Origin of the sequence: Paenibacillus sp. FSL H8-0280, from assembly GCF_045040665.1 — a bacterium.
Classification (GTDB): domain Bacteria; phylum Bacillota; class Bacilli; order Paenibacillales; family Paenibacillaceae; genus Paenibacillus; species Paenibacillus xylanexedens_A.
In genome coordinates, this window is the sequence record NZ_CP150296.1 from 4,392,190 (window position 1) to 4,417,497 (window position 25,308).

22 protein-coding genes and 1 other annotated feature are annotated in these 25,308 nt (G+C 46.7%); of the genes, 2 read left to right on the forward strand and 20 right to left on the reverse strand.

The window, feature by feature from the left end; all coding sequences use genetic code 11:
- Window positions 1–14 precede the first annotated feature (14 nt).
- The 6 genes from MHI12_RS19200 to MHI12_RS19225 all read right to left on the reverse strand — a co-directional run bounded on the left by MHI12_RS19200 (window position 15) and on the right by MHI12_RS19225 (window position 4,464).
- A complete protein-coding gene (locus tag MHI12_RS19200; RefSeq protein WP_017687679.1) occupies window positions 15–668 on the reverse strand; it encodes a flagellar brake protein in 654 nt (217 codons plus the stop codon).
- Between the two features lie 148 nt (window positions 669–816).
- Complete coding sequence (gene ypeB, locus MHI12_RS19205; protein WP_405170058.1) at window positions 817–2,163, reverse strand: germination protein YpeB; 1,347 nt, start codon at window positions 2,161–2,163, stop codon at window positions 817–819.
- 121 nt (window positions 2,164–2,284) lie between these two features.
- On the reverse strand, window positions 2,285–2,455 hold the full coding sequence (locus MHI12_RS19210; protein ID WP_165980215.1) for a hypothetical protein: 171 nt from the start codon (window positions 2,453–2,455) through the stop codon (window positions 2,285–2,287).
- A 114-nt stretch (window positions 2,456–2,569) separates the two neighbouring features.
- Complete coding sequence (gene prsW / locus MHI12_RS19215; protein ID WP_017687676.1) at window positions 2,570–3,265, reverse strand: glutamic-type intramembrane protease PrsW; 696 nt, start codon at window positions 3,263–3,265, stop codon at window positions 2,570–2,572.
- Window positions 3,266–3,308: 43 nt separating this feature from the next.
- A complete protein-coding gene (locus MHI12_RS19220) occupies window positions 3,309–3,923 on the reverse strand; it encodes a genetic competence negative regulator (RefSeq protein ID WP_338587613.1) in 615 nt (204 codons plus the stop codon).
- A 187-nt stretch (window positions 3,924–4,110) separates the two neighbouring features.
- Entirely contained in the window at window positions 4,111–4,464 is a 354-nt protein-coding gene (locus tag MHI12_RS19225; protein ID WP_405170059.1) for a hypothetical protein, read from the reverse strand.
- A gap of 94 nt (window positions 4,465–4,558) precedes the next feature.
- On the opposite strand from MHI12_RS19225, the gene MHI12_RS19230 reads away from it, so the two are divergent.
- Entirely contained in the window at window positions 4,559–5,455 is an 897-nt protein-coding gene (locus tag MHI12_RS19230) for a polysaccharide deacetylase family protein (RefSeq protein WP_405170060.1), read from the forward strand.
- A 45-nt stretch (window positions 5,456–5,500) separates the two neighbouring features.
- Here MHI12_RS19230 and MHI12_RS19235 read toward each other — a convergent pair whose 3' ends face one another.
- Genes MHI12_RS19235 through MHI12_RS19245 form a run of 3 tightly spaced genes read right to left on the reverse strand, consistent with a single transcriptional unit; the run spans window position 5,501 to window position 7,370 of the window.
- Complete coding sequence (locus MHI12_RS19235; protein WP_405173024.1) at window positions 5,501–6,298, reverse strand: metallophosphoesterase; 798 nt, start codon at window positions 6,296–6,298, stop codon at window positions 5,501–5,503.
- 29 nt (window positions 6,299–6,327) lie between these two features.
- Window positions 6,328–6,780, reverse strand: coding sequence for a hypothetical protein (locus MHI12_RS19240; protein WP_017687671.1), 453 nt, complete (start codon window positions 6,778–6,780; stop codon window positions 6,328–6,330).
- The gene (locus tag MHI12_RS19245) at window positions 6,777–7,370 is read right to left on the reverse strand and encodes a CPBP family intramembrane glutamic endopeptidase (RefSeq protein WP_405170061.1); all 594 of its coding nucleotides are present in this window, start codon (window positions 7,368–7,370) and stop codon (window positions 6,777–6,779) included. Before MHI12_RS19245 ends, MHI12_RS19240 begins: the two co-directional genes overlap by 4 nt.
- Before the next feature lie 335 nt (window positions 7,371–7,705).
- Window positions 7,706–7,936: a binding site (T-box leader), on the forward strand.
- A 199-nt stretch (window positions 7,937–8,135) separates the two neighbouring features.
- Between MHI12_RS19245 and serA the strand changes: the two genes are divergently transcribed.
- On the forward strand, window positions 8,136–9,731 hold the full coding sequence (serA, locus tag MHI12_RS19250) for a phosphoglycerate dehydrogenase (protein WP_047843574.1): 1,596 nt from the start codon (window positions 8,136–8,138) through the stop codon (window positions 9,729–9,731).
- Between the two features lie 213 nt (window positions 9,732–9,944).
- Here serA and MHI12_RS19255 read toward each other — a convergent pair whose 3' ends face one another.
- The 11 genes from MHI12_RS19255 to MHI12_RS19305 form a co-directional block, all read right to left on the reverse strand.
- Window positions 9,945–14,912, reverse strand: a complete 4,968-nt coding sequence (locus MHI12_RS19255; RefSeq protein WP_405170062.1) for a BclA C-terminal domain-containing protein — start codon at window positions 14,910–14,912, stop codon at window positions 9,945–9,947.
- A gap of 194 nt (window positions 14,913–15,106) precedes the next feature.
- On the reverse strand, window positions 15,107–16,504 hold the full coding sequence (locus MHI12_RS19260; RefSeq protein WP_341009889.1) for an ATP-binding protein: 1,398 nt from the start codon (window positions 16,502–16,504) through the stop codon (window positions 15,107–15,109).
- Between the two features lie 55 nt (window positions 16,505–16,559).
- A complete protein-coding gene (locus tag MHI12_RS19265; protein ID WP_036607918.1) occupies window positions 16,560–17,276 on the reverse strand; it encodes a response regulator transcription factor in 717 nt (238 codons plus the stop codon).
- Window positions 17,277–17,415: 139 nt separating this feature from the next.
- The gene (gene ccsA / locus MHI12_RS19270; protein ID WP_405170063.1) at window positions 17,416–18,678 is read right to left on the reverse strand and encodes a cytochrome c biogenesis protein CcsA; all 1,263 of its coding nucleotides are present in this window, start codon (window positions 18,676–18,678) and stop codon (window positions 17,416–17,418) included.
- Entirely contained in the window at window positions 18,675–20,348 is a 1,674-nt protein-coding gene (locus tag MHI12_RS19275) for a cytochrome c biogenesis protein ResB (protein ID WP_405170064.1), read from the reverse strand. The genes ccsA and MHI12_RS19275 overlap by 4 nt, the downstream gene beginning before the upstream one ends.
- A gap of 14 nt (window positions 20,349–20,362) precedes the next feature.
- Window positions 20,363–20,890, reverse strand: a complete 528-nt coding sequence (locus MHI12_RS19280; RefSeq protein ID WP_017687661.1) for a redoxin family protein — start codon at window positions 20,888–20,890, stop codon at window positions 20,363–20,365.
- 134 nt (window positions 20,891–21,024) lie between these two features.
- The gene (locus tag MHI12_RS19285) at window positions 21,025–21,774 is read right to left on the reverse strand and encodes a pseudouridine synthase (protein ID WP_017687660.1); all 750 of its coding nucleotides are present in this window, start codon (window positions 21,772–21,774) and stop codon (window positions 21,025–21,027) included.
- A gap of 195 nt (window positions 21,775–21,969) precedes the next feature.
- The gene (locus MHI12_RS19290) at window positions 21,970–22,788 is read right to left on the reverse strand and encodes a serine protease (RefSeq protein ID WP_405170065.1); all 819 of its coding nucleotides are present in this window, start codon (window positions 22,786–22,788) and stop codon (window positions 21,970–21,972) included.
- 63 nt (window positions 22,789–22,851) lie between these two features.
- On the reverse strand, window positions 22,852–23,385 hold the full coding sequence (locus MHI12_RS19295) for a spore maturation protein (protein ID WP_017687658.1): 534 nt from the start codon (window positions 23,383–23,385) through the stop codon (window positions 22,852–22,854).
- 6 nt (window positions 23,386–23,391) lie between these two features.
- On the reverse strand, window positions 23,392–24,018 hold the full coding sequence (locus tag MHI12_RS19300; protein ID WP_133385355.1) for a nucleoside recognition domain-containing protein: 627 nt from the start codon (window positions 24,016–24,018) through the stop codon (window positions 23,392–23,394).
- A gap of 31 nt (window positions 24,019–24,049) precedes the next feature.
- Window positions 24,050–25,243, reverse strand: coding sequence for a D-alanyl-D-alanine carboxypeptidase family protein (locus tag MHI12_RS19305; RefSeq protein ID WP_405170066.1), 1,194 nt, complete (start codon window positions 25,241–25,243; stop codon window positions 24,050–24,052).
- Window positions 25,244–25,308: the final 65 nt, after the last annotated feature.

Here is a 25,308-nt window from a genome sequence, read left to right on the forward strand (position 1 = left end):
ATGCCACAACATTCCTATTTCGTGCGATAGTCAAGTTGCCGTTCGAAACAAAACTTGATAATTTTCTGGCGCTCCGAATCTGAAATCTGCACAAATTTCAGCATGCACAGCTGTCTGCCGGTTTCCAGGGTTTTGATCCGTACAACTTCAGCTTCAAAATTCACATGTTCAATGGTTGAATTCCGGTAGGGAACCAGCAACCAGCATTTCAGTTTTTGACCTTCAGCTATTGAAAAACCTGTTTCGCCGTAGATGGACAATCCACCGCCACCAATATCTTCAGTCAATCCGACGGCACGGGTCAGGTCTTCACTCTGGATGGCCAATTCGAGGTTTGCATGAACACGAAGAAAGCTGCGCCGTTGTATTTTGGATATATCGCTCGGAAGCGGTTTGCGGATACGGACAAGACGGACCACATCTTCCTCAAATCCCGTGACATAGGTATTAAAATAATGCCGGACCCCATCCTCCGTAATATATGAAATGGACAATTCCTCTCCGAAAAAGAGCCTTTTCAGACGGCTGCTTCCTTGTTGCATCGGGACCTCAATCAGAAAACTGCTGTCATCCATATCTGCAATGCGTGATTTGTACTCTTTGTGTTCCTCTTTTTCATCTGCAGAAGCAATCTGGATGTATAAAATTTCATTTATTTTAGGAAACAAGCTGTTCACCGCCACTTTATGTATTTATCTTCGTATGTACAAGGACTATTATACCATGACCTTTCTCACATTGAACAAGAAAAAAACAGACCACATTGTGGTCTGCCGCAGTTAATCGCTCAACTTCAAATTGAGATTATCCATCTTTTTATGAGGTTGCATTGACCGGTTTGATCTCTTCAACCGCTTCTTCTAATCCTGTATTCGCATTAATGTATATCCGGTAACGGGATCCGTTAATTTTCCCTCCGAATTCATAACATAATACTTCTTTGCTGTAATCATTCTCAATCAGAGATTTGCGAACATAATTTTCTTCGAACTCCGAATTAAGCTTTTTCCGCGCCTGTTGCTCTGTAAGAGTTGCTTTCGGAATTTTGCGCTTGTCATTATGTTCGTAGACAAAGTCACTCGCCTGGAAGCCGGTAACTTCGCCTGTATCCAAACCTACACGAACTGACATTTTCTCGGGATAAATCAACGTGTCCCCTTGCTTACGCACATAAGTAAGGTTACCCAGGTTACCATATTCATCGTAGTTTACAGCCTTCATATCCTTATAACCTTTGTTCATTAGAAATTGATCTGCTTTAGCCATGGCATTCTGACGAGATACTTTTTTGGTTCCGATTGGACGCGTATCACTGTAAGAGATCAGCATTCCGCCATTACGCGTGAAATCCATCATCAGTTTGCCATTGTTGGCATGATCAATCGTGGCAGTATACGACTCCCAGTCTGTTCCTTTACCGTTCTCCTGCACTTGGATTTTGCTACTATCCGCATCAGAGAATTTTGCAGCCTTGCTTTGAATCTGTTCTTTGGTCACCGGCAGACCGTCCAGTTTCTTGACTGATCGTTTTGCATAGATATTGGATACGGAAGGACCCCAATCAAGTTCCGGGTATTCCTGTACCTTTTTGTTCACAGTACGAAAACCATCAACGATCGTGTTGTCCATGGTTTGCTCTTGTGTTGCCATGGCAGTCTCTGCATCCATCCAGCGCAATCGGTCCGTCAGCACTTTCTGCTGCACATCCTGCAGATTCTTGGTAATCTCGGATGAATTCTGATACAGCTTTTTCAGGTTGCCCATTTCCTTCTCACTTAGTGGTTCGTTCGTCAAGTCACGCATCGACGCCCGATAGGCAAAGTTCGAAATACGCGAGAGAAACTCCTCTGTCTCGTTAAATGGTAGCATGGTGAGTGGCAGTTGGTTGATCTCATTCTGCGCTTCACTGGTGAGTCGCCATACATTCATCAGACCTTTGCGATGCATCCCCTGTGATGTAGAGTGAACCGCCAAGGTGTTACCAATCTCCGAATGCAGTTTGTCCATATGAAAAGATAAATCGTGAAAGGCACGCTGATATTGATTCTCTGCCTTGATCAGAATTGCATTCTTCTCCTGATTCTCCTGATAGCCCCACACGAGCGCACCGACCAGCAGAACCGCAAATATCGGAAACATAACTGAACTTAATCGTTTATACATCGGTAGAGTCTCCTTTCTTCTAAACCACTACCTCTATTGTGGATCGAAGAAAGATCTCTTATGCATGCGATTTCCAGTCCTTACACAAGCAGGCTGCTAAAGTACTGTCTGGGTCCTCCTTTTAATTCAGCTGAATCCCAGTTGCCATGCCCTCTTCTTCAATTTCGAACTGGTCTCTGTTATCGCAGAGGCACTGCTTGAATCCCGTCTCAATCCGGCCCCGTTCTTTCTTGCCTCGTAATGTAAATCGTTCACCGCATTGTTTGCATCTGATTTTAATTTTAATTCTCATCACAACGATCTCCGTTTCTGTTGGTCATTCCCCGGGAGTTTATCTGTAAAAATAAAAACACACCGGAGCCATAGGCGCAATATGCGCTTTATGTCCACCAGTGTGTCCGTATTTTTATAATTTAACCTCTTCCTCCCGCTTCACAAAACGAAAAGGAGAACGGTTATTAGCTCGTGTGATTTTACCCATTGCCCCATACCACAGGCCCGCCATTAGCGGCGCTATAAACCACAACCAATGATTCACCATGGTGTTCATGATGACATCGTACAATGCATGCCAGAAAAAAGGTAACACCAGAGAAAGAACGAGATACCACCGCTTTTTCTTACCACCGATAAACTTGGCTTTACCCATATAATAACCCATAATTACCGCAAACATAGCGTGCCCTGAAACAGGGAGCAGTGCCCGAAGGAACATGGCTGAGACGGATGCATTCCCCGCAAAGGCATACAACACATTCTCTACAGTGGCAAATCCAAGTGAAACAGCTACTGCATATAAGATCCCGTCATACGGCTCATCAAATTCGGTGTGATTATAGATGATATGATAAAGAACGAACCATTTAACGAATTCCTCCACACCACCTGAGATCATAATGGCCTCAAGATAAGGATTATCCCCGAGCCACATCATCATGCCACGCTGAATAATCATCACAGGCAGTACCATCAGAATCCCCATGAGGAAAACCCGCAATACCATATGAAGTGGCTCATAATCATAACGGTCTTTCAGGTAAAAGTATGTTAACAAGGCGAGACCCGGAGCAACTGCTGCCGCTAAGACCGAAAACAAAAGCACCGAAATTCCCTCCTCTGACTAAAGACGCGATTACAACTAGAGATTAATCCTGGCGTTTGAAGTGGGTGCAGATAACATCAATCGCTTGTGCAGGAATAACAACCTTACCATACTCTTCCATAACTGCCGGAGTCATTGAGGAGCCTTCACCAAATTCAGCAAGCAAAGCAATCAATGCCGCATGTTTGGTGGAATCTACCTCATCTGGCTCAAAATGCAAGAACCACTTGTCTTTATAAGAATAAAGTCTCCCAGCATCCGTAACATGCTGACGCAACATATGTGCAGCTTCAATGAGCACTTCAAAGTCCTTGAATGCATAAACGATGGAATCGCTTTGCTCGAGTGTAACTTCCATTTCATATACTTCTTCAGGAAGATCATCTTCATGACCTGAACCATATTGTTGCGGATCATATTTTCCACGTGTGACAATGACAACCATCCCTTGAGCGGGAAGTGCGAATACTTCGACAGCGAGTGGACCTGTGGCATCAAATCCAAGTTCGGAATAGGCCTGATCCATCATTTCAGTGAACAGTTCATGAACCTTAGGTATTTCCTGCCACATATCTTCTTTTTGTATTCCGCGCTCGCTCAGATCGTCAAAGGTCAGGAAAATCCGTATCTTATCGTGACTTAGTCGTTCTATTTTCATACAGGATCTCCCCTTTATAAGCAAGTCTTATAACAGATTATGAAGCACAAAACAATATGTGCTGAAAATAAATCTATGTAGTTATGTTATCATTTTATACCTCTAAATGCACGAAGTAAAATCGACAAAAAAAGAATCATTCCACAGCCAATCCAGACTGTGGATGATTCTAATTGGAGGTTTTGGTTTATAAACCCGGTACTGTTGTGTTTGTTTGACTTAAAATTTGCTCAACTTCATGCTTCACATCGGGATTGGTGCGAATAAAATCTTTGAGCATGCTCATATTCGCTTCTTTTTCCTGCGGTGTAATTGCTCTTGCGGTCTTTGCTGCCGGATTTTTGTGGGATTCACCATGTTGATTTTGCTTGCTTGTGAACCCGTCCATACCCGGGAAAGTCATTTCCATCATTTTATGTTTTGCCTGGTCCATCATATTTCTTGATGAACCCGATGACAACATGGGCAATTTGCCTTTGGACAGCCATGAACTGGCTGCAACACCAATGACAAGACCCCAAAAAAAGGATGACGTCTTCATTACACCAACCTCCTTCAAGTGTTAAAATCATGTTTAGTGTTTGCGGGAGTGAGCGATCTCATTCCGTATAAATACAGGAAAGCGAGTTGAAATCATGTTCAGACATACCGCCGCATTGATCATTGCTGCAAGTTTGCTGCTGTCAGCTTGTGGGACAGCGGAAGAAAAAACATCTGATAATTCCACACCAGCGGGCGAATCAACTACCACGGTTCAAGAAGAGCAAGGTAACTCTAACCCAACTGAAACAGGAGAACCCGGAACTGGTATGCCCGAGCCTTCAACGGAAGATTCAACTGTGACAGAAGAAGAACCTGAATCTTCGGAGAAGGTTTCTACAGAAGAGAAAGTGGAAAAGACGTATCATATGAATGAAAATTATTATATTAAACCAAACGATGAAGCGAGCCCAAACAAAGTGGTCTTGTTAACTTTTGATGATGGACCCAAAGAAGAAAAAATGATTACTTCACTGATCGACACTTTAGATAAACATAACGCTAAAGCGATATTTTTCGTCAATGGATATCGGGTAAAAAGCCATCCAGAATTGCTCAAACTCATACATGAACGGGGTCAGATTATAGGCAATCATGCCTGGGATCACGAGGATCTCCAAAAAATGTCCAACGCTGAGGCGGCAAAACAGGTTACAGATGTCCAAAAAATAGTGAAGGATACCATTGGTGAGGAACCGCAATTCTTCCGTCCACCTTTTGGTTCGGGAAATGATGCACTGAAGGCTGCTGTGAAGAAAAATGGCATGTTATATATGACTTGGTCTAATGGTTCGCTCGATTGGGATAAAAGCACCAAAGACAAACCGGAAAAAGTCATTCAAAATGTATTGGACCAGTTAAATCCCGGAAGCAATATTTTGATGCACGAGTTGCCATGGACGGTTGAAGCATTGGATGAGTTGCTGACCAAGCTCGAAAAGAAAGGTTATTCCTTTGTTGATCCGCGTGCAATAGAATTGGAAGCTCGTTAAATTGTAATTTTGCACATTAAAATAAAACAGCCCTGATCCAATGGATCAAGGCTGTTTCTCTGTGAGTGCTTTTTCCGCGGGCACTCTTAACGTGATGATATGCATCTCCGCAGGACAACCTAGTCGGAGAGGAAGATGATTTGTTCCGTATCCTCTGCTAACAAGCATTTTGCCTTCTTGGTGAACGTCCTCCGGACTTCGCTTCAGGGAGTACCACCCGTTCGATACGGGACGATACGCTTTGCTCAGGAACACAGGTCCGAAAAATGGTAAAACCAATTGTCCGCCATGTGTATGACCGCTTAAAATAAGATCTGCATTTTCTTCCAAGCGAAGGGCCTGCAAAGGATCATGAACGATAGCAATTTTGCAAAAACGGTTACCGATCTGCTGTAGTAATACATCGCCCTGTTTGGAACGATAGTCTATGCCGATCAGGCTTAATCTGTCGTTGCCCCTTTGTAGATATTCCACATCATCCTGAAGGAGCTTAACGTCCGATTCCCGAAGGATTCGCGAAAGTTGAGCGGTACCTGCCCTCTTGTCATGGTTGCCATACACCGTAAATGAAGGAGCAATGTTCGATAAAATTTTCATGTTATGTCTAACTAAAGACCATGAGATTCCTTTTTCCGCAACATCCCCGCCGATGAGAACCCAGTCCACCTTGTTTTTAACGTTTTCCAGATCCTTCTGCTTCAGTTTGCGCTTGTGCGTGTCGGATACATACAAAATCATAGCCCCGTCAAAGGATGTTGGCAGATGAGGCACTTCAATCTCTTCTTCAATCATTTGATGAATATGGGCTTCACGCCACATATGAAAAAGTAGTAAAACTCCCATCAAAATGATTAAACCTGCGAGTAAAAGCATTACCACGGCAAGGGAAGGAACGTATTCAGAGCGGGTGCCCCTTCAACCCCCCACCAAACCAGACTAATCGTTAACATGACAAAAATAAAAATGAGTGAATTGACAAACCTCTTGCTCAATTTTAACCGACGTGAAGGATGTAATTCTGTCCGTGTAGGAAGCGAACCCGCTTCGGGGATCGATTCTTCCGTTGAATTTGGCGTTTTTTTGGAGCGTGATGGTGCCCTTTGAGGAAGTACTGGACTTTCCAGTTTTTCTGTATAAGGTTTGCGCTGTGATCTAGGTAAAGAAACGGAAGTAATTGGTGTGATTCCGCCAACCTCAGCAGCTGCTGCCGTTTCAGCAACGATGCTTACTTGAGAAGCCACCTGACGCTCGGATTTCTCTTTTTTATCCGATTGACGATGGCGCTGACTGCCATATGTCTTCATTCTACTTAATGGCTGATTCATGATCCCCTCCGAAAACGTATCGCTAATCCGGACACCAAATCAATTATAAAGTGACATAATATAGGCGCCCATAATGTGCCGGACTGCAAGTAAATCCAACCCAATCCATAACTTGAGACAAACACCCAGCCTGTTGGAATCCAGTGGCGCAAATAACGAATATGGATAACTGCAAATAAAATACTTGTCCAGTAAGGACCGATGGCATGTTGGATGGCTCCACGGAATAATAATTCCTCACACACAGCAACAATGGCTGCTATACATACAATGTGCCAGATCGGACGCCCACGGAACAGCATCTCGTTAATTCCACCGTCATCCATGCTTTCCTGAGGTATAACATACGACAGTACCAAGTCCATAACAAGCATTATTCCTGCAAGACCAAGACCCCACCATATAAATTGGTAATTGTCAGGCCATGCGAGTACATCTAACAAGTTTCGTTTCTGCAATAAGATCCACACAACTCCGATAATAAGTGTCAGACCTTGTGTAAAGTATAGATTGATTAAAAGTAAACGCTCGGTAAGCCGCTGTGGCTCAGCCTTCTGAATCTTGAACTTGGGAAACTTGAATTTTTTCATCGGATGCGTCTGTCCTCTTGAGTTAAATTTGATGGATAACAATTACGTTGTCCAATCGGATAGTATACTAAATGATAGCCAAAAAACCAATTAGGTTCAAGGCCTGCCCCAAGTCCTGGTTATATGTCCGTGCCATTACTTCATTAAAGCAGTAAAATCCAGTTCACCAAACAGCTTACTTTCCATCTTCTTGTGGTAGGTATATTAACTATTGTATTACTTATGGTGACTCTGTTTATGTGTGAATCTAAAGACATCTGCAAAACATTTTAAAACATTTAAGCCTATTGACATGCTCATGTCAGCCATGATACATTATGAAAAAATTAGTCACGTTAAACACGATGATGGAAAAAAGACGTTGCTTCGTCTTACAGAGAGCCGATGGTAGGTGTGAATCGGTGGCAGGCAAATGGTCTTGAGCGCTCCTGAGTTATTGCATTGAAATTGGAGTAGGTGCAATCGGTTTAGACCCGTTATCCTCTTCGGTCTTCATTGACCGCTAAGACTGTCGTTGCGAAACGGCGGTGAATTAGGGTGGTACCACGACAACTCTCGTCCCTTATTGCGCAAGCAGTATGTGGATTGAGAGTTTTTTGATTTATTTTAAAGGATATCTGTGGGATCACTCTATTTGCTTCACCTTCCCCCTCTGTTGCGACACCGCGTTGTTGGGCGGAAGAATCAACCTGGTTTTAAGGAATACCTCTTCGCTGAGGTCAGACCTTGACGATATAGATACACATACCTAAGGAGGAAGAAACCATGTACAAAGTGTTAGTGTCGGACCCAATCAGTGATCTGGGGATCCAGCAACTGGTGGATGCAAATGATGTTGTTGTTGAGAAGAAAACCGGTCTTAGTGAAGATGAACTTGTTGCCATTATTGGTGATTATGATGCCCTCTTGGTTCGCAGCCAGACTCGTGTTACAGATCGTATTATGACGGCTGGTACCAATCTTAAGGTGATCGGACGTGCAGGTGTTGGTGTAGATAACATTGATCTGGAAGCTGCTACACAGCGCGGTATCATCGTTATTAATGCACCTGATGGCAATACCATCACAACCTGTGAGCACACGTTTGCCATGATGATGGCATTGGCACGACACATTCCTCAGGCATATGCCAAGACTATTCAGGGTACGTGGGATCGTAAAACCTTCCTGGGTGTGGAATTAAGAAATAAAACGCTTGGTGTACTGGGTATGGGACGGATCGGTAGTGAAGTTGCCAAGCGCGCCAAAGCATTTGGAATGGACATTCTTGCTTACGACCCGTTCCTCACGGAGGAGCGTGCCGAGAAGCTGCAAGTGAAGCTGGCTAGTGTAGATGATATCATTCGCAATGCGGACTTCATGACCGTACACACGCCATTAACACCGGAAACACGGCATATGATTTCACGTCCACAATTCGAAGTGATGAAAAAAGGCATGCGTATCATCAACTGTGCTCGTGGTGGTGTAGTTGACGAGATGGCACTTGTCGAAGCCATTGATCAAGGTATTGTTGCTGGTGCAGCATTTGACGTATTCGAAAGCGAGCCGCCAGCCGCTGATCACCCGTTCCTGAATCACCCAAGCATTATCGTTACGCCTCACCTTGGTGCGTCCACAGTAGAAGCACAAGAGAACGTGGCTATCGATGTGTCGGAACAGGTGCTTCACATTTTGCGTAACGAACCGTTTAAAAACGCAGTTAACATGCCGGCTGTTGCACCAACCGTGATGAACAAATTGCAACCGTATTTCAAACTGGGTGAAACGTTGGGTAGTTTTGCAGCACAGATTACACAAAATGCAGTGCAGGAGATTCGGATCGACTATGCTGGTGAACTTTCTGAAGTAGATACGTCTCCTCTCACTCGTTACATTGTGAAAGGGATTCTCGCCAGACATTTGGGTGGGGAAGCCAACATCGTTAACTCCATGCATCTGGCCAAAATCCGTGATCTGAATGTGGTTGTAAGCCAAACCTCAACAACTAAAGGATTTACTAACCTGATTACCGTAACATTGGTTACAACTCAGGATGCTGAGGAACGTCGTGTAGCGGGCACATTGCTTGCAGGTTATGGAGAACGTATTGTTCGTCTGGACAAATTCCCGGTAGATATCGCTCCGGAAAGTCATCAAATTTTGATCTCCCACAACGATAAACCAGGTATTATCGGACGTGTAGGAACGCTGCTTGGACAAAACGATGTCAACATCGCATCCATGCAGGTTGGACGTAAAATTATTGGTGGTGCAGCGATCATGATTCTGACCGTAGATAAAGCTGTTCCAAAAGATGTGCTTGTGCAGCTTGCTGCACTGCCGGAAATCAATACTGCTGTTGAAATTGTTCTGGAATAATCAAATATTCTCTATATGTAAAAGGAAAGACGGGACCATCGTGGTCCCGTCTTTTTTGTCGTAAGGAAATTGTATGACTGTACCCGCTGAAATATCGGTGAAGAAGTTTGCAAACAAAATATTTGTGGAATTGGAAAAGGGGTACCCATCACCCCCATATGAAGTCCGCTTCTTTTGTCCACTGGGAAATAGTCTTAATACGTTATCGAACTATTAACTTAACTGAATAATGTTTAGTGTAGACCCCGGAGGAGACAGAACGGCTGCGCCAACAAGCCCGAATAATTGTAACTGTATTGTAGAACCAGCGGTAACGGTAACCATAAAATCAGACTGCAGCTGACTGAGAGAAAGTACTGGAGATACTACACTCGCTGGAATTGCTGCACCGTTAAGTAAAACCCGAGATTGGATAGCAAGTGCAGCTGTCAGATTTATTTTGTATGAGATATAGTAACGACCTGCGTTGGTCAGTGTGAAGGTGTCATTTGTCCCATTGACGGTTATACCTGTGCCAATATTTTGGTTATTCGGTAATGGAACGAGTGTACCACCCAATATTACAACAATCGTACCATTAGTGTTCTCAGCAAAAGCCGAGTTAGATGTTACAGATGTTCCGGTTGCACCAGTGGCTCCTGTTCCCCCAGTCGCACCTGTTGCTCCGGTACTTCCCGTTATGCCGACTCCCGTTGCTCCAGTTATACCTGTCGCTCCGGTTTCACCAGTTGCACCAGTTACTCCAGTACTTCCCGTTGCTCCGGTTACACCTGTGGCTCCTGTTCCCCCAGTTGCACCTGTTGCTCCCGTACTTCCCGTTATGCCGACTCCCGTTGCTCCAGTTATACCTGTCGCTCCGGTTTCACCAGTCGCACCATTTACTCCAGTACTTCCCGTTGCTCCGGTTACACCTGTGGCTCCTGTTCCCCCAGTTGCACCTGTTGCTCCCGTACTTCCCGTTATGCCGACTCCTGTTGCTCCTGTTATACCTGTGGCTCCGGTTTCCCCCGTCGCACCAGTAACTCCAGTACTTCCCGTTACGCCAGTCGCACCAGTTGCCCCGGTACTTCCCGTTACGCCAACTCCCGTTGCTCCTGTTATACCTGTGGCTCCGGTTTCCCCCGTCGCACCAGTTGCTCCGGTGCTCCCCGTTACGCCGACTCCTGTTTCCCCGGTTATACCTGTCGCTCCGGTTTCACCAGTGACACCAGTAACTCCGGTACTTCCCGTTATGCCGACTCCTGTTGCCCCGGTTATACCTGTCGCTCCGGTTTCACCAGTGACACCAGTTGCTCCGGTAATTCCTGTTATGCCGACTCCCGTTGCTCCTGTTATGCCTGTCGCTCCGGTTCCACCCGTCGCACCAGTAACCCCGGTACTTCCCGTTACGCCAACTCCCGTTGCTCCTGTTATACCTGTGGCTCCGGTTTCCCCCGTCGCACCAGTTGCCCCGGTGCTCCCCGTTACGCCGACTCCTGTTGCCCCGGTTATACCTGTCGCTCCGGTTTCACCAGTGACACCAGTAACTCCGGTACTTCCCGTTACGCCGACTCCTGTTGCCCCGGTTATACCTGTCGCTCCGGTTTCACCAGTGACACCAGTTGCTCCGGTAATTCCTGTTATGCCGACTCCCGTTGCTCCTGTTACGCTTACTCCCGTTGCGCCAGTCAATCCCGTTACTCCTGTTGCTCCTGTGGCTCCTGTTTCCCCTGTAGCACCAGTACTACCTGTTACACTTACTCCTGTGGCTCCTGTAATTCCCGTCGCCCCAGTCAACCCTACAAGACCAGTCGCTCCTGTTTCACCAGTTGCCCCAGTTCCTCCAGTTACTCCTGTTACGCTTAATCCCGTGGCTCCTGTAATTCCCGTCGCCCCAGTCAACCCTGTAAGACCAGTCGCTCCTGTTTCACCAGTTGCCCCGGTTCCTCCAGTTATTCCTGTAGATCCCGTTACGCTTAGTCCCGTGGCTCCTGTGATCCCCGTCGCCCCAGTCAACCCTACAAGACCAGTCGCTCCTGTTTCACCAGTACTTCCCGTTACTCCAACTCCAGTTGCACCCGTCACACCTGTCGCTCCTGCTCCAGCGATCAACGTGTAATCTGGCGAAGTCCCCGGCGTTCCCGTTGGCGATGCTACATTTGCAATATACGTACTGCCGTTGAACGTTACAACCTGACCCGATGGATACGTTGGGGCTACGGCTGGATCGAATGGTACAATACCACTTAAACCTACGCCTGTTGCTCCCGTTACCCCTGATGCCCCTGTGACTCCGGTACTTCCGGTTACTCCTACTCCAGTTGCACCTGTCACACCTGTCGCTCCTGTTACGCCCGATGCTCCTGTAGCTCCGGTACTTCCCGTTCCACCAACTCCAGTTGCACCCGTAACTCCCGTGGCTCCCACGCCAGCAAGCAACGTGTAATCCGGCGATGTGCCCGGCGTTCCGGTTGGTGAAGCTACATTCGCAATATACGTACTACCGTTGAACGTTACAACCTGGCCGGCTGGATACGTAGGGGCTACGGCTGGATCGAATGCTACGATACCGCTTAAACCTACGCCTGTCGCTCCTGTTACGCCGGATGCTCCTGTTACTCCGGTACTTCCCGTTACTCCAATGCCGGTTGCACCTGTCACACCCGTTGCTCCTGCGCCCGCAAGCAACGTGTAATCCGGTGAAGTCCCCGGCGTTCCGGTTGGCGATGCCACATTCGCAATATACGTACTACCGTTGAACGTTACAACTTGACCCGCTGGATACGTTGGGGCTACGGCTGGATCAAATGGTACGATACCACTTAAACCTACACCTGTCGCTCCTGTTACGCCCGATGCTCCTGTGACTCCGGTACTTCCCGTTCCACCAATGCCGGTTGCTCCTGTAACTCCCGTTGCTCCTGCGCCCGCTAGCAATGTGTAATCCGGTGAAGTCCCCGGCGTTCCGGTTGGCGATGCCACATTAGCGATAAACGTACTGCCGTTGAACGTTACAACTTGACCCGCTGGATACGTTGGGGCTACGGCTGGATCAAATGGTACGATACCACTTAAACCTACACCTGTCGCTCCCGTTACCCCTGATGCCCCTGTGACTCCGGTACTTCCTGTTACTCCAACACCAGTTGCACCCGTCACACCCGTTGCTCCCGCGCCAGCAAGCAACGTGTAATCCGGTGAAGTCCCCGGCGTTCCGGTTGGCGATGCCACATTTGCAATATACGTACTACCGTTGAACGTTACGACTTGACCTGCTGGATACGTTGGGGCTACAGCTGGATCGAATGGTACAATGCCACTCAAACCTATGCCTGTCGCTCCCGTTACTCCTGATGCCCCTGTGACTCCGGTACTTCCGGTTACTCCAACACCAGTTGCACCGATCACACCTGTCGCTCCTGTTACGCCCGATGCTCCTGTAGCTCCGGTACTTCCCGTTCCACCAACTCCAGTTGCACCCGTAACTCCCGTTGCTCCCGCGCCAGCAAGCAACGTGTAATCCGGCGATGTGCCCGGCGTTCCGGTTGGTGATGCTACATTCGCAATATACGTACTGCCGTTGAACGTTACAACCTGACCCGCTGGATACGTTGGGGCTACGGCTGGATCGAATGGTACAATGCCACTCAAACCTACGCCTGTCGCTCCCGTTACCCCTGATGCTCCTGTCACTCCGGTACTTCCTGTAACTCCAACGCCAGTTGCACCCGTCACACCTGTCGCTCCTGTTACGCCCGATGCTCCTGTAGCTCCGGTACTTCCCGTTCCACCAATGCCGGTTGCTCCTGTAACTCCCGTTGCTCCTGCGCCCGCAAGCAACGTGTAATCTGGTGAGGTGCCCGGCGTTCCCGTTGGTGATGCGACATTAGTTATATACGTACTACCGTTAAACGTTACGACTTGACCCGCTGGATACGTTGGGGCTACGGCTGGATCAAATGGCACTAGGCCTGTCAATCCCGCCCCGGTTGCTCCCGTTACACCTGTGGCTCCTGTAGGTCCTGCACCTGCAAGCAATGTATAATCTGGCGAACTTCCTGGCGTACCCGTTGGCGAAGCGACATTTGTAATGTAAGTACTGCCACCAAACGTGACGATCTGTCCAGCTGGATATGTTGGGGCTAATGCGGGATCGAATGGCACGATGCCACTTAATCCTGCACCTGTGGCTCCAGTAACACCAGTCGCCCCCGCAGCAGCGATTAATGTGTAATCCGATGAAGATCCCGGTGTTCCTAGAGGACCAGCTACACTCGTAATGTAAGTACTGCCGTTATACGTAATTACTTGACCTGCTGGATAACCTGGGGCGAGCGCTGCATTAAATGCCACGGCTCCTGTCAAACCAGCTCCGGTTGCTCCCGTTGCTCCATTGGTTCCACCCGACAGTAAAAGAGTGTAGTCTGGAGAACTTCCGGGTGTACCCAAGGGACCGTTTACATTGGCAACATAAAGACTACCCTCGTAGCTTACTACTTGACCTTGAGCATAAGTTGGTCCCAGTGCAGGATCATATGCAGTAATATTGTTCAAGCCAACACCAGGTGCTCCTGCAGGACCCTGTGCTCCCTGTGGACCAACTGGGCCCACCGGTCCTACTGGTCCAATTCCTCCCGGTGTGCCAGTAGCCCCTTTCACTCCAGGGACTCCTGGGACACCTGGTACCCCCGGGACTCCTGGCACTCCCTGTGGGCCGGCTGGTCCGGTAATTCCTCCAGTTCCAAGAGTTGTCGTCGCCCGGCTTAACGATATGGAGATCGATCGAATTAATCCCACAAGTTTATCTTTTTCTGCAGGTGGTACTTCAAGAAGCAACGTCACACTTAACAAGTCATCCAGTAAGTTTTGCAAGTTACCTGCGAGATTAATAAGAGGAACAGGGACAACCTCTGAACCTGCAATCGTTAATTCCAATACGGCTTGTAATTCAGCCTTTACTCCGGCACGAAATCCGGATTGATTTACAAAAGTAAGTAACTGGCGTAATCCATTCTGTAATGACAGTATATTGGCTGAAGTCGGCTGACTAATTGCAGCAGGAATAGCCACAGCCAAAGAACGCAGTATGGATTCAAACTGCTCCAGTTCGCTTGTGGTTATTGGAATAAACGGAGAGCCTGCTCTAAAAGATCTGCCTTCCAGGAAAGCTTTAATATTGACCCTTTTTCGATCATCGGACATGCTTAACTCAATCCTCCTCTATCTTGCTTGCTTTTCAAGCTTATGTCACATAGGAAGGAAAATTATCTTGGACACTCTTTTTAGTCAAAAAAAGACCATTCTTGTTCCACGTTGAACAAGATTAAACGGTAGTCTTCAACAAAAAAACACCCTCCATAAGAGGGTGTTTCCGCACTTTTTGTATGAAATTCAGGCTATTTCGATGAATCCAAAGGAAATTGCAAAATAAACTCTGTTCCTTCGCCAAGCACACTATTGACGGTAATCATGCCTTGATGCGCATCAACAATATTTTTCACAATCGCTAAACCAAGCCCCGTACCTACACTTTCTCCCCGAACACGAGCCTTGTCTGCTTTGTAGAATCGTTCGAAAATAAATGGCAAGTCAGATGAAGGGATACCTACACCCTGATCTTTCACAGAAACTCTGACAAATGGAGCACGAAGATAAGTGACCCGCTCAGCTGAGATCATTACATTTTTGCCAGTAGGTGTATGTCTGAACGCATTATCCAGCAAATTCGTAAATACTTGCTCAAGTCGATCCTCATCTGCTTGTTGAAGTTCAATGGTTGGTTGTTCGAACTTAAATTGCAGTTGAATTCCCTGTTCTTTTGAACGCACCGAGAACTTCCGATATACACGTTCAAGTAGTTCTCCGAGGTCAACTTCTTTCATCACCATGTCCGTGTGTCCAGCTTCCATCCGCGCAAGATCAAGCAAGTCTTTAACCAGTCTGCCCATCCGCAGGGACTCATCATGAATGACCTGGATCAGTTCTTCGCTCTCTTCCGGTGAGGTTGCCATGCCGTCCAAAAGGGCTTCACTGTAACCTTGCATCATGGATAGCGGAGTTCGTATCTCATGAGATACATTAGCCACGAAATCACGCCGCATTTTCTCCAGACGCACTTCTTCTGTTACATCTCTTAAGACAGCCACAGCCCCTCTGACAACACTGTCAGCATACAACGGTGCCATCTGAACAGACCAGACACCTTGCTGTACATGAACATTGGAGTTCTGGTCCCCACCTTGCTCCATCACCATTCTGAACAAAGGAAGAAGGGGCTCAGGTACATCACGCGAAGACTTGTCGGACTGCTCGGAATCTTGTCCTTCGTCCATTTTTGCCCAATCGAGATCATACCATGTCTGCATGATCTTCTCTCCAGGCGGATTCGTCAGAATAACTTTGCCTTCACCATCAAATGTAACCACCGCATCGGTCATGCTGCGAAGCACACTCGCCAGATGTTCCTTCTCATGGTTAAGGTTTCGAATATTATCTTCCAGTTGGGCAGCCATATGATTAAATGTGTTGGCAAGTTCACCAATCTCATCACTCGTTACCAGGGAGAGACGTGTTCCGTAGTTCCCTTTGCGAATCGCATTGGCTGCCTGAATCAATTGCTGCATGGGCTGCGTTATTTTAGTGAATAGAAACAATGCAAAAAACGTGGTTAAACTGAATCCGATAATACAGATATAGGTGAACAACCGCTTAATATCTCTGGATTCGGATTCTGCAAAGTTCGTATCAATGTAGGGCAGCAAAAAAAGACCCAGCGCTATAAGTACACAACCCACAAGGCAGATAATAGTGATCCATAACTTCCCGACCAGTGATCTCCAGAAACTAAAACTACTTCGGTACTTCCAGTTTATAACCCACACCCCACACCGTCGTAATCATGGCCGCCGATTCAGGCGATACCTTGTTAAGTTTCTCGCGAAGACGCTTCACGTGCGTATCCACGGTACGAAGATCGCCAAAGAATTCGTAATTCCATACATCTTTGAGCAATTCTTCTCTGGAGAAAACTTTGTCGGGAGATGTTGCCAGGTAGTGCAGCAATTCATATTCTTTTGGTGTAAGACTAATCTCTTCGCCACCAGCGGTTACCCGGTGGGCATCATGCTCAATAACCAGATGCGGGAACACGATGTTGTTACTCGAATTGCTCTCCTTGGAGAGATAAGCTGTCGCGGAAGCTCGACGCAAAATCGCTTTGACGCGATAAATCACTTCACGCGGGCTGAATGGTTTTACAACGTAATCATCAGCGCCAACTTCGAAGCCTTGAACCCGGTTAATCTCTTCACCTTTTGCAGTGAGCATCAAAACCGGCGTTGATTTCACCTGACGAAGACGGGTACACACTTCAACTCCATCCATACCCGGCAACATCACATCAAGCAAAATCAGCCCGTAGTCCCCTGCTGTTGCTTTACGCAGTGCAGTTTCCCCATCCTCAGCTTCATCGATTTCATAACCTTCTTTTTCAAGATACATTTTCAAAAGCCTGCGGATTCTCTCTTCGTCATCCACGACCAGTATTCGATTCTCATGTTCAGCCATGCCTCTCCAGCCCCTTTGCAATAACTCCTCATCACTTCTATTATGTTCGATCTGGCGAACAATATTTGAATACCCTTCAATAAAAAGGTACATTTGTGTTTCCCGCTTCTAAACTCAACCTTTGCAATACGAGACTGTCCTAGTCGGCCCCAGCATAAGAATGTAATCCGGCAATGATCAGATTCACTCCAACCAGCGTAAACATGACCACCAGGAAGCCAAGAACTGCAAGCCATGCGGACTTCTGACCTTGCCAACCTCTGGATAAACGCAAATGCAGATACACACTATAATATAGCCATGTAATCAATGCCCACACCTCTTTGGGGTCCCAACCCCAAAAGCGACTCCAGGCAATCTGAGCCCAGATCATGGCAAAAATTAATGCTCCCAGCGTAAATATCGGAAAACCAATGGCAATCGCGCGATAACTTATCTCATCCAGATCATCGGCATCGATTCCATCCATCATTGGCTGTAACGCTTGTCCAAGTGATCTGCGTACAAGAAGTCGTACAATTCCATACAGGATCAGACCTACAATAAGTGACCAAACCACCGTATTCAGCTTACGCCCGGCATTTACCCCGTTCATCCAGGAAGGCGTCTCAAGTAAAGGTTTTTTCATGCCAAGAAACGGTGTCATGCTCTCCACTTCGCTATTATATGGTGCAAAAATCGGAGGCATGCGATAAATCACTTTCTCTATTGTACTATTTTCCTGTACCTCTGTGTCAATGCTGACCGTTTTCTGCACAAAAACCGCCTCATAGCCAGCTGCACGAAAGGCAAATACCGTTCCGATAAATCCGATAACGACGACGATCGTAACCAGGGTGAATTCAACCCATCCTCGTTGACGTCTTGAAGACTTGTCTTTACCACTGAAATCAACCGTACGTAGCAAATACATGAACCCTGCGGCAAAACCCACGGCGAAGAATGCTTCACCAAGCGCGGCCAACGTCACGTGAATTTTCAGCCAGATGGACTGAAGTGCCGGGATTAATGGTTGTACCTCCTGAGGAAATACTGCGGCGTACGCCATAATAATAATGGTAAGTGGTAAAGCAAACAAACCCAGTAATGACTTGCGGTATATGGCATATACAACAATAAATGCAACCATAATCATCATGGACAGAAAAGACATGAACTCATACATGTTACTAACCGGGATATGACCTGCCCCAGCCCATCGGGTTACAAAAAATACGATATGTGCCGCCAAGGCGACAGTCGAAGCGATAAAAGCTCTTTTACCCCAGCGATTCATATGGTCCAGAGGATCACGATTACTCCATTTTTTGCCCATGACCGCGACAGCATATAACAAGAATGCAGCACAATAGAGAAAGAAAGATACGATAAATGCGTCGCTGCTGAAATCCAATAAATTCATGCCTGGTTCCCCCCGTTATCCAACGACTTCTCTTCAACTTCCAGATTCATCTGTTTTAACACGGCCGCAACTTCACGCCTGAAGCCAAACCAGTTTTTGTTGGTATGTCCACCCAAGGTGAGCTGTTGATCATCAAAACGAATCCAGATGCGGCGATGATGCCAATAAAAACCCATGACCAGACCCAACATGACAATACCGGCTCCTACCCAGACAAAAGGCATTGCCTTATCCACTCTTATATTGAGATAACTTACGGACTGAATAATATCGACCTTGTCCATGCTGTCTACTTCCAGCTGTAAAGGAATCTCAGCTCCAATCAACTGTTGGTTAATCGCATCTTGTTGAAACCGTTGTTTATCAATCTGCTTTGCAAAGTACAGATATTGTATCCCCTCTTCGGGCAGATCCGGTCCCTTGATGAGAAAGAGAAAAGCAGGTGCATTAGGTGAAGGCGATTTTGATTTGGGCTGACCATTCTCATCTAATCCAAAGTCCATAAACTTTTCTTTTACCGTGAGCTTATAAGGACCAGCTTCAAATGTTCTTTGGGTATCTACCATATCGATCTTAATTGGCCCATATACTTCACCCGTCTTTGTATTGACCAGATCAGGCGTTACGGACCGAATGGTGGGTGTTAGATCATAATCAAACTGATAGGCTTTCAGACCGTTATAATTCAATGGATGATTCACCCGCACATCATGTCTTGCCACCTCAGCTAACTGAGGTTTCTTCGAAAGATCCGAACAATCTGCTGTACATTCATACAAAACAACTTTTGTTTCAAAAAGTTTTGGAACAGTCTTATTCAGGTTACGGAATTGCTCAGGCACTTCTTCCTCAGTGTAGAATTCAACATTAAACTGTTCATTTTGCAGATACATCGACGTATTCGGGATCTTTTTGATCTCACCTTCAGGAAAAGCGACATGCTCATCCAGATTCAGACCAGGAAGTCCTCGTGCAAGCACCGCCAGCAAAAATATAATGAGTCCAATATGGATGACATATGGGCCCCAGCGACTGAATCGCTGTTTCTCGGCGAGTAATGCATCACCCTGGGTGTGTACGCGGTATCCTTTCTTTTTCAACGGCGTAACCGCTTTCTTAATCCAGTCTTCTGGTGCCTCTTCGATGGTACCTTGGTACACCAGACGCTGTCTTGTCAAAAATTGCGTATGCTTACGTATTCTCTGTTTATTCAGTGCTTTGTAGAGCGGTAGGACGCGATCCAGACTGCATATCACCAATGATGCCCCAATCAGCACCAGCAGTAGAATAAACCACCAGGATTCGTATGTATGGGATAAACCCAACAGATAATAGATATGACCCAATTGACCGTATGTTTCTTTGTAATACACGGAAGGATCAATATTCAAGAACGTACTTTCTTGCGGATAGATTGTACCAAGCATAGAACCTACAAGCGTGAAAACAATCATATAGACGGCAATTTTAACGGAAGAAAAAAAGTTCCATATGCGGTCAATGATGTTGGGATTACTGCGCTGTGAACGGCGCGCCATGCCATCATAACGCATTTCCAGCACTTCATCAGATTTAGCTTCAGACTCCAGTAGCGGTTTCCCACATGCTTCACATAGTACAGTGCCTACCGGATTCTGGTGTCCGCACTCACATTTGGTATTTTGGAACACGAATAGACCTCCTGTCAGGGCTGCTTCGCCAGTTGCGAAATTTGAGCGTCAAGTGTGTCCAAATCAAGTTGCCCGATATGAATGGTAGAGATTTTGCCCGTGTCAGATACAAAAAATGTCGTTGGCATCGGAGAGATCCCGAAATCACGAACCGAGTTTTTCTCCCTGTCAAGCATGATTGGAAACGTAACCCCAACCTGCCGCACAAAATTATCAACGGTCATCTGGTCTTCTCCAACATTAATTCCGACAAATTGTACTCCCTGGTCCTTCCATTTGTCAGCTTGCGCCTGAAGTGCAGGCATTTCTTTAACACAAGGTTCACACCAGGTGCCCCAGAAATTGATCACCATTGCTTTTCCTTTGTACTCATCAGACGTATGAACTTGACCATCCAGGCCCAGCAGTTCAAAAGAAGGAGACTTGTCCCCTTCCTTTGGCTTGCCATTCGAGCCGGATACCGATGTGGTAATCGCATATCCGCCCAACACCAGGATCAATAACAAAATGACGATTTGCACCGTTCTTCTTGATTTGCCCATGTGCTGCTCCCCTTTTAAGTGACTGTAGCATTCGCATCTTATTGGTCTAAGACAACTGTGAACATCCTATGAACAATTATAGCGAATTTCGTCACAAAACTGCGGCGGTTTTATGAAAATTATGTGTCCTCACATTACCTTTTTTTCATTTTTTTGGCTGGTTCTGATTGTGCGAGGGTAATCAGGTTGTTGACTTCCTCTTTGGTCAGATTGCGTGTCAGACCACGTTTCAGGTTTTGTAGCAAAATACCACCAAACGAAATCCGTTTCAGACGAGTTACCGGATGGTTGATTGCTTCGAACATACGTCTAACCTGACGGTTACGTCCTTCATAGATCGTAATGGAAATGATCGACTCATTGGCCGCTGTATCCACATCTTTGTACTCTACCTCTGCAGGAGCAGTCATGCCGTCATCCAGCATAATGCCTGTCTTTAATTTCTCCAGAGCTGTACCATGCGGCACACCTTTAACCGTTGCGTGATACGTTTTGGGTACGTGATGCTTCGGATGCGTCAGCAAATGTGCAAACTCACCATCATTGGTAAGGATCAATAAGCCCTCTGTGTCATAATCCAGACGACCCACAGGATATACGCGTTCCTTGACACCTTTCAGGTAGTCGGATACAATTTTCCGACCTTCCGGGTCAGATGCACTTGTGATTACGCCTTTTGGCTTGTTTAACATCAAGTACACTTTTTTCTCACTGCGGATCGGTTTTCCATTAACCGTAATCATATCCTCTTCGGGGTTCGCTTTTGTACCCAGTTCGGTTACGACCTCCCCGTTAACTTCTACTTTGCCGGACAGAATTAGTTCCTCGCTCTTGCGGCGGGATGCAATGCCTGCCTGTGCGATAATTTTTTGTAATCTTTCCATGTTTGTCATGTCACCTCACACTAATGATACCCATCACGCAAGGAAATCACAAGGATAATCCAAGGATTTTGTAAACTGGCGACACGAATATGCATTTTAGGCTACCTTCCCCTTTGAGATTGACGCAAAAAAAGCCTGCCTTTACACGACCTGTTGAACACAGATGGCGTAAAGATAAGCCTTTCCTCAAATCATTTAATTGGAAACTTTGCCGGCAACTGCAACCTGTTTTTTGGCAGGTTTGGTACTCTCTTTAATGAAAGTCTGCAATGTTTTAGAAGTAATATAATAGGTACGTCCACCGTACACAAATGTCATCATACCAATGACCCGGTTGTTCTGATCCAGAACAGGGCCACCTGAATTACCTTGTGCCATGGATTTCACAATACTGCCGATTCCCTTTTTACCTGGAACGTCCGAAGCTTGGGAACTGAACACTCTGCTTTTTGCTACCGTATTGTAGGTTGAGGGAAAATCTTCATCCAGGATGACAAGATCACCAGCAGGATTTTTGGGGAATCCAATGGTATAAACAATCTGGTTATCCCTTGCGTTTGCAAACGTGACCGGTTGGGCGTCTATTTCCTTGTCCAGCTTCAGCAGTGCCATATCTGTCACCGGGTCTGTCTTAATAATTTTTGCCTTTACAGGCTTACCCAAGGAACCCGGACTTGCAACAGTCAGTGTACCTTCATCACCATCAGACAGTTCAGCAAAACTCTGAACGACATGATAATTCGTGAGCACTTCATCCTTGGAGATCAATATTGAGGTACCAACATCATAATATACCATATCGGGTTCATCCTGCTTGACCAAACGTACATTCACGACTGGAAAAGAATCCGCTGTGACTGCCATTTGTGCACGCAGCTGTTTATTGAAGTAACCTGTAAAATGTATTGTCTGAACGGCTTGAGCTGCCGCCAGCCCCGTTGACCCTGCGAGCATTGCAATAGCAAGCACGCCTGACATTCCGACACGGAGCATTCGTTTCCAACTCTTCTGCATGTCTCACTCTCCTCCGCTATTATTCTAGCATATCTAATATATCGGAAGGAAAGGAGATATCATTTAACCAAAAACGAGCAAACAAATGGCGAGGGCAGCAATAAAACCAACGACATCGGAAAACAACCCTACTTTGAGTGCATATCGACCGTTCCGTATGCCTACAGCCCCAAAATAAACAGTCAGCACATATAACGTGGTGTCTGTACTCCCCTGAATCGTAGATGCCATACGTCCAATCATGGAGTCAGGGCCATGGGTTTTGATCAGATCGGTTGTAAACGCCAGAGAGCCTGTCCCCGTTAAAGGACGCAGTATTCCGAGTGGCAACACTTCGCCCGGAACACCCATCCAGGACACCAGCGGAGCGAACAGGCTAATCACAAAATCCAGTGCACCCGAGGCACGAAATACGCTGATTGCGACCATCATGCCCACGAGATGCGGAATAATACTGATTGCAGTAGAGAATCCATCCTTGGCCCCATCAACAAAGGATTCGTAAACCGGGACCTTTTTGGTAAACGCATATAATGGAACAAACGCGATAATAACCGGGATGGCCCAGACGGAGATCCAGTTGATGAAGGTTAACAAAGGTGCTCATCCTTTCATGCCGGGATTGCCACTTTTCGGTACGCGCGGCGGTTTGTGTAAAGCCCTGTTCCGATACCAGCGATCGGCGATTATAGCAGCAAGTGTAGCGATAATGGTAGCCATCAATGTTGTTCCCACAATCTCTGTTGCATTGGCGGAATGATAGTTTAAGCGGATGGCGATCAGCGTTGTCGGAATAATGGTAATACTAGCCGTATTCAGAGCCAGTAAGGTGCACATCGCAGGAGAAGCGGTTTGTTTGTCCGGATTAAGCTCCTGCAGTTGTTGCATGGCTTTAATTCCCATCGGAGTAGCCGCATTTCCTAGCCCCAGCAGATTCGCACTCATATTGGAGAGAATATAACCCATCGCCGGATGATTTTTGGGCACATCGGGGAATAGGAAGCCCACAACCGGACCGAGCAGCTTGGCAATCCGGGCCAAGAGGCCAGCATCCTCAGCCATTTTCATCATACCCATCCAGAACACAAGCACACTAATCAGTCCAAAACAGACCGTGACTCCCGTTGCCGCCCCATCAAAAGCGGCTTGCGTGACCACTTCGATATTGCCGTTGACGGCTGCAAAAGCAAATCCGATTAAAATCATGAGCAGCCAAATTAGATTAATCATGGATTATATCCTCCCTTCAATGGCGATTTAGCTAAGGAGACAACAGGTGGCTTAACACGGCACGCCATGCAGCTGCCCAGGAAGAGACATCACCGATTCCACCCAGCGTTGCATCTTCTGTCTTCGGTTCAGGAGGAATATAACTGCCTTTGCGATACACCGGAATTGAGCCAACAAGTTTGCCATCAAGCTGCATATCAATGCGACCTGCCAATCCGAACGAAGGATCTGTCGATTGTTCCTTGCCTTCGACTTTCGTTTCCGACTGGGCGCGATTCTCGTGCAGAATCAACTTTTTGGTCAATGAACTTTTCTCACTCTCGGCCAGAGGATACCAGAATCCCCGGCCCGTAACAACATCTGTATTTTGCACAGGCTGTTCTTGCTTGGCGACCTCTACTAACGGGAAGTACTCAAACCCGAAATCCAGCATCCGAGCATGATCGTTCCAATCGTTTCCGTCGTTCAGCGTTACTGCGGCGAGCTGCTGTCCGTTACGTGTAGCGGAACTGACCAAACATCTGAAAGCTTTTTTTGTGTAGCCGGTTTTCACTCCATCTGCACCTTCATACATCCGCAGCATTTTATTTTTATTGTGCCAAGAGTATTCCCAGCTTTCATTGGGGTTCGGTGCGGATTTGTCCTCCGTGGCTACGATTCGTTTGAACACCGGATTGTGCAATGCATATGCCGTTAATCGGGCCAAGTCATTGGCTGTAGAATAGTGACCTTCTGCATCCAGTCCATGAGGGTTCATAAAATGAGAATGCGTCAGACCGATTTGCTCCGCCTTTTTATTCATTAACAGGACAAAGCCTTCTTCCGATCCACCGACATGTTCTGCAATCGCAGAGGCAGCGTCATTGCCTGAACGGAGCATTAGCCCGTACAACATGTTTTCAAGCGTCATCTCTTCACCTAACTTCAGATAGAGAGACGATCCTTCTTTGGCAAACGCCGTGGGAGACACTTTCACTTTCTCATCCAGCTTGCTGTGTTCGATCGCTACGATCGCTGTCATGATTTTGGTCAAGCTAGCAATTCGCAGTTCCTTATCCCCATCCTTGCTGTATAAGATCCGGCCTGATGTGACATCAATGAGAGCAGCGCTTTGCGCATGTGTAGACGGACCTTGAATCGTTGCCTGGGCTTGAGTAGCCCCTAATGAAGACAGCAAGAAGACAGGGATAAGCATGCATGCAATGACTTTCGTTATTTTTCGCATCAATTCATTCCTCCGGGTCACTTGGAATCTTGTACTATCTTATGTTCGGACAACTTGGAGTATGT

Coding starts and splice junctions, on each gene's coding strand:
- MHI12_RS19225 (WP_405170059.1), bottom strand. CDS start 4,464: ATGAAGACGTCATCCTTTTTTTGGGGTCTTGTCATTGGTGTTGCAGCC.
- MHI12_RS19300 (WP_133385355.1), bottom strand. CDS start 24,018: ATGATTAATCTAATTTGGCTGCTCATGATTTTAATCGGATTTGCTTTT.
- ccsA (WP_405170063.1), bottom strand. CDS start 18,678: ATGAATTTATTGGATTTCAGCAGCGACGCATTTATCGTATCTTTCTTT.
- MHI12_RS19280 (WP_017687661.1), bottom strand. CDS start 20,890: ATGGGCAAATCAAGAAGAACGGTGCAAATCGTCATTTTGTTATTGATC.
- MHI12_RS19240 (WP_017687671.1), bottom strand. CDS start 6,780: ATGAATCAGCCATTAAGTAGAATGAAGACATATGGCAGTCAGCGCCAT.
- MHI12_RS19210 (WP_165980215.1), bottom strand. CDS start 2,455: ATGAGAATTAAAATTAAAATCAGATGCAAACAATGCGGTGAACGATTT.
- MHI12_RS19290 (WP_405170065.1), bottom strand. CDS start 22,788: ATGCAGAAGAGTTGGAAACGAATGCTCCGTGTCGGAATGTCAGGCGTG.
- MHI12_RS19235 (WP_405173024.1), bottom strand. CDS start 6,298: ATGGGAGTTTTACTACTTTTTCATATGTGGCGTGAAGCCCATATTCAT.
- MHI12_RS19285 (WP_017687660.1), bottom strand. CDS start 21,774: ATGGAAAGATTACAAAAAATTATCGCACAGGCAGGCATTGCATCCCGC.
- MHI12_RS19230 (WP_405170060.1), top strand. CDS start 4,559: ATGTTCAGACATACCGCCGCATTGATCATTGCTGCAAGTTTGCTGCTG.
- MHI12_RS19255 (WP_405170062.1), bottom strand. CDS start 14,912: ATGTCCGATGATCGAAAAAGGGTCAATATTAAAGCTTTCCTGGAAGGC.
- MHI12_RS19265 (WP_036607918.1), bottom strand. CDS start 17,276: ATGGCTGAACATGAGAATCGAATACTGGTCGTGGATGACGAAGAGAGA.
- ypeB (WP_405170058.1), bottom strand. CDS start 2,163: ATGTATAAACGATTAAGTTCAGTTATGTTTCCGATATTTGCGGTTCTG.
- MHI12_RS19245 (WP_405170061.1), bottom strand. CDS start 7,370: ATGAAAAAATTCAAGTTTCCCAAGTTCAAGATTCAGAAGGCTGAGCCA.
- MHI12_RS19220 (WP_338587613.1), bottom strand. CDS start 3,923: ATGAAAATAGAACGACTAAGTCACGATAAGATACGGATTTTCCTGACC.
- MHI12_RS19305 (WP_405170066.1), bottom strand. CDS start 25,243: ATGCGAAAAATAACGAAAGTCATTGCATGCATGCTTATCCCTGTCTTC.
- serA (WP_047843574.1), top strand. CDS start 8,136: ATGTACAAAGTGTTAGTGTCGGACCCAATCAGTGATCTGGGGATCCAG.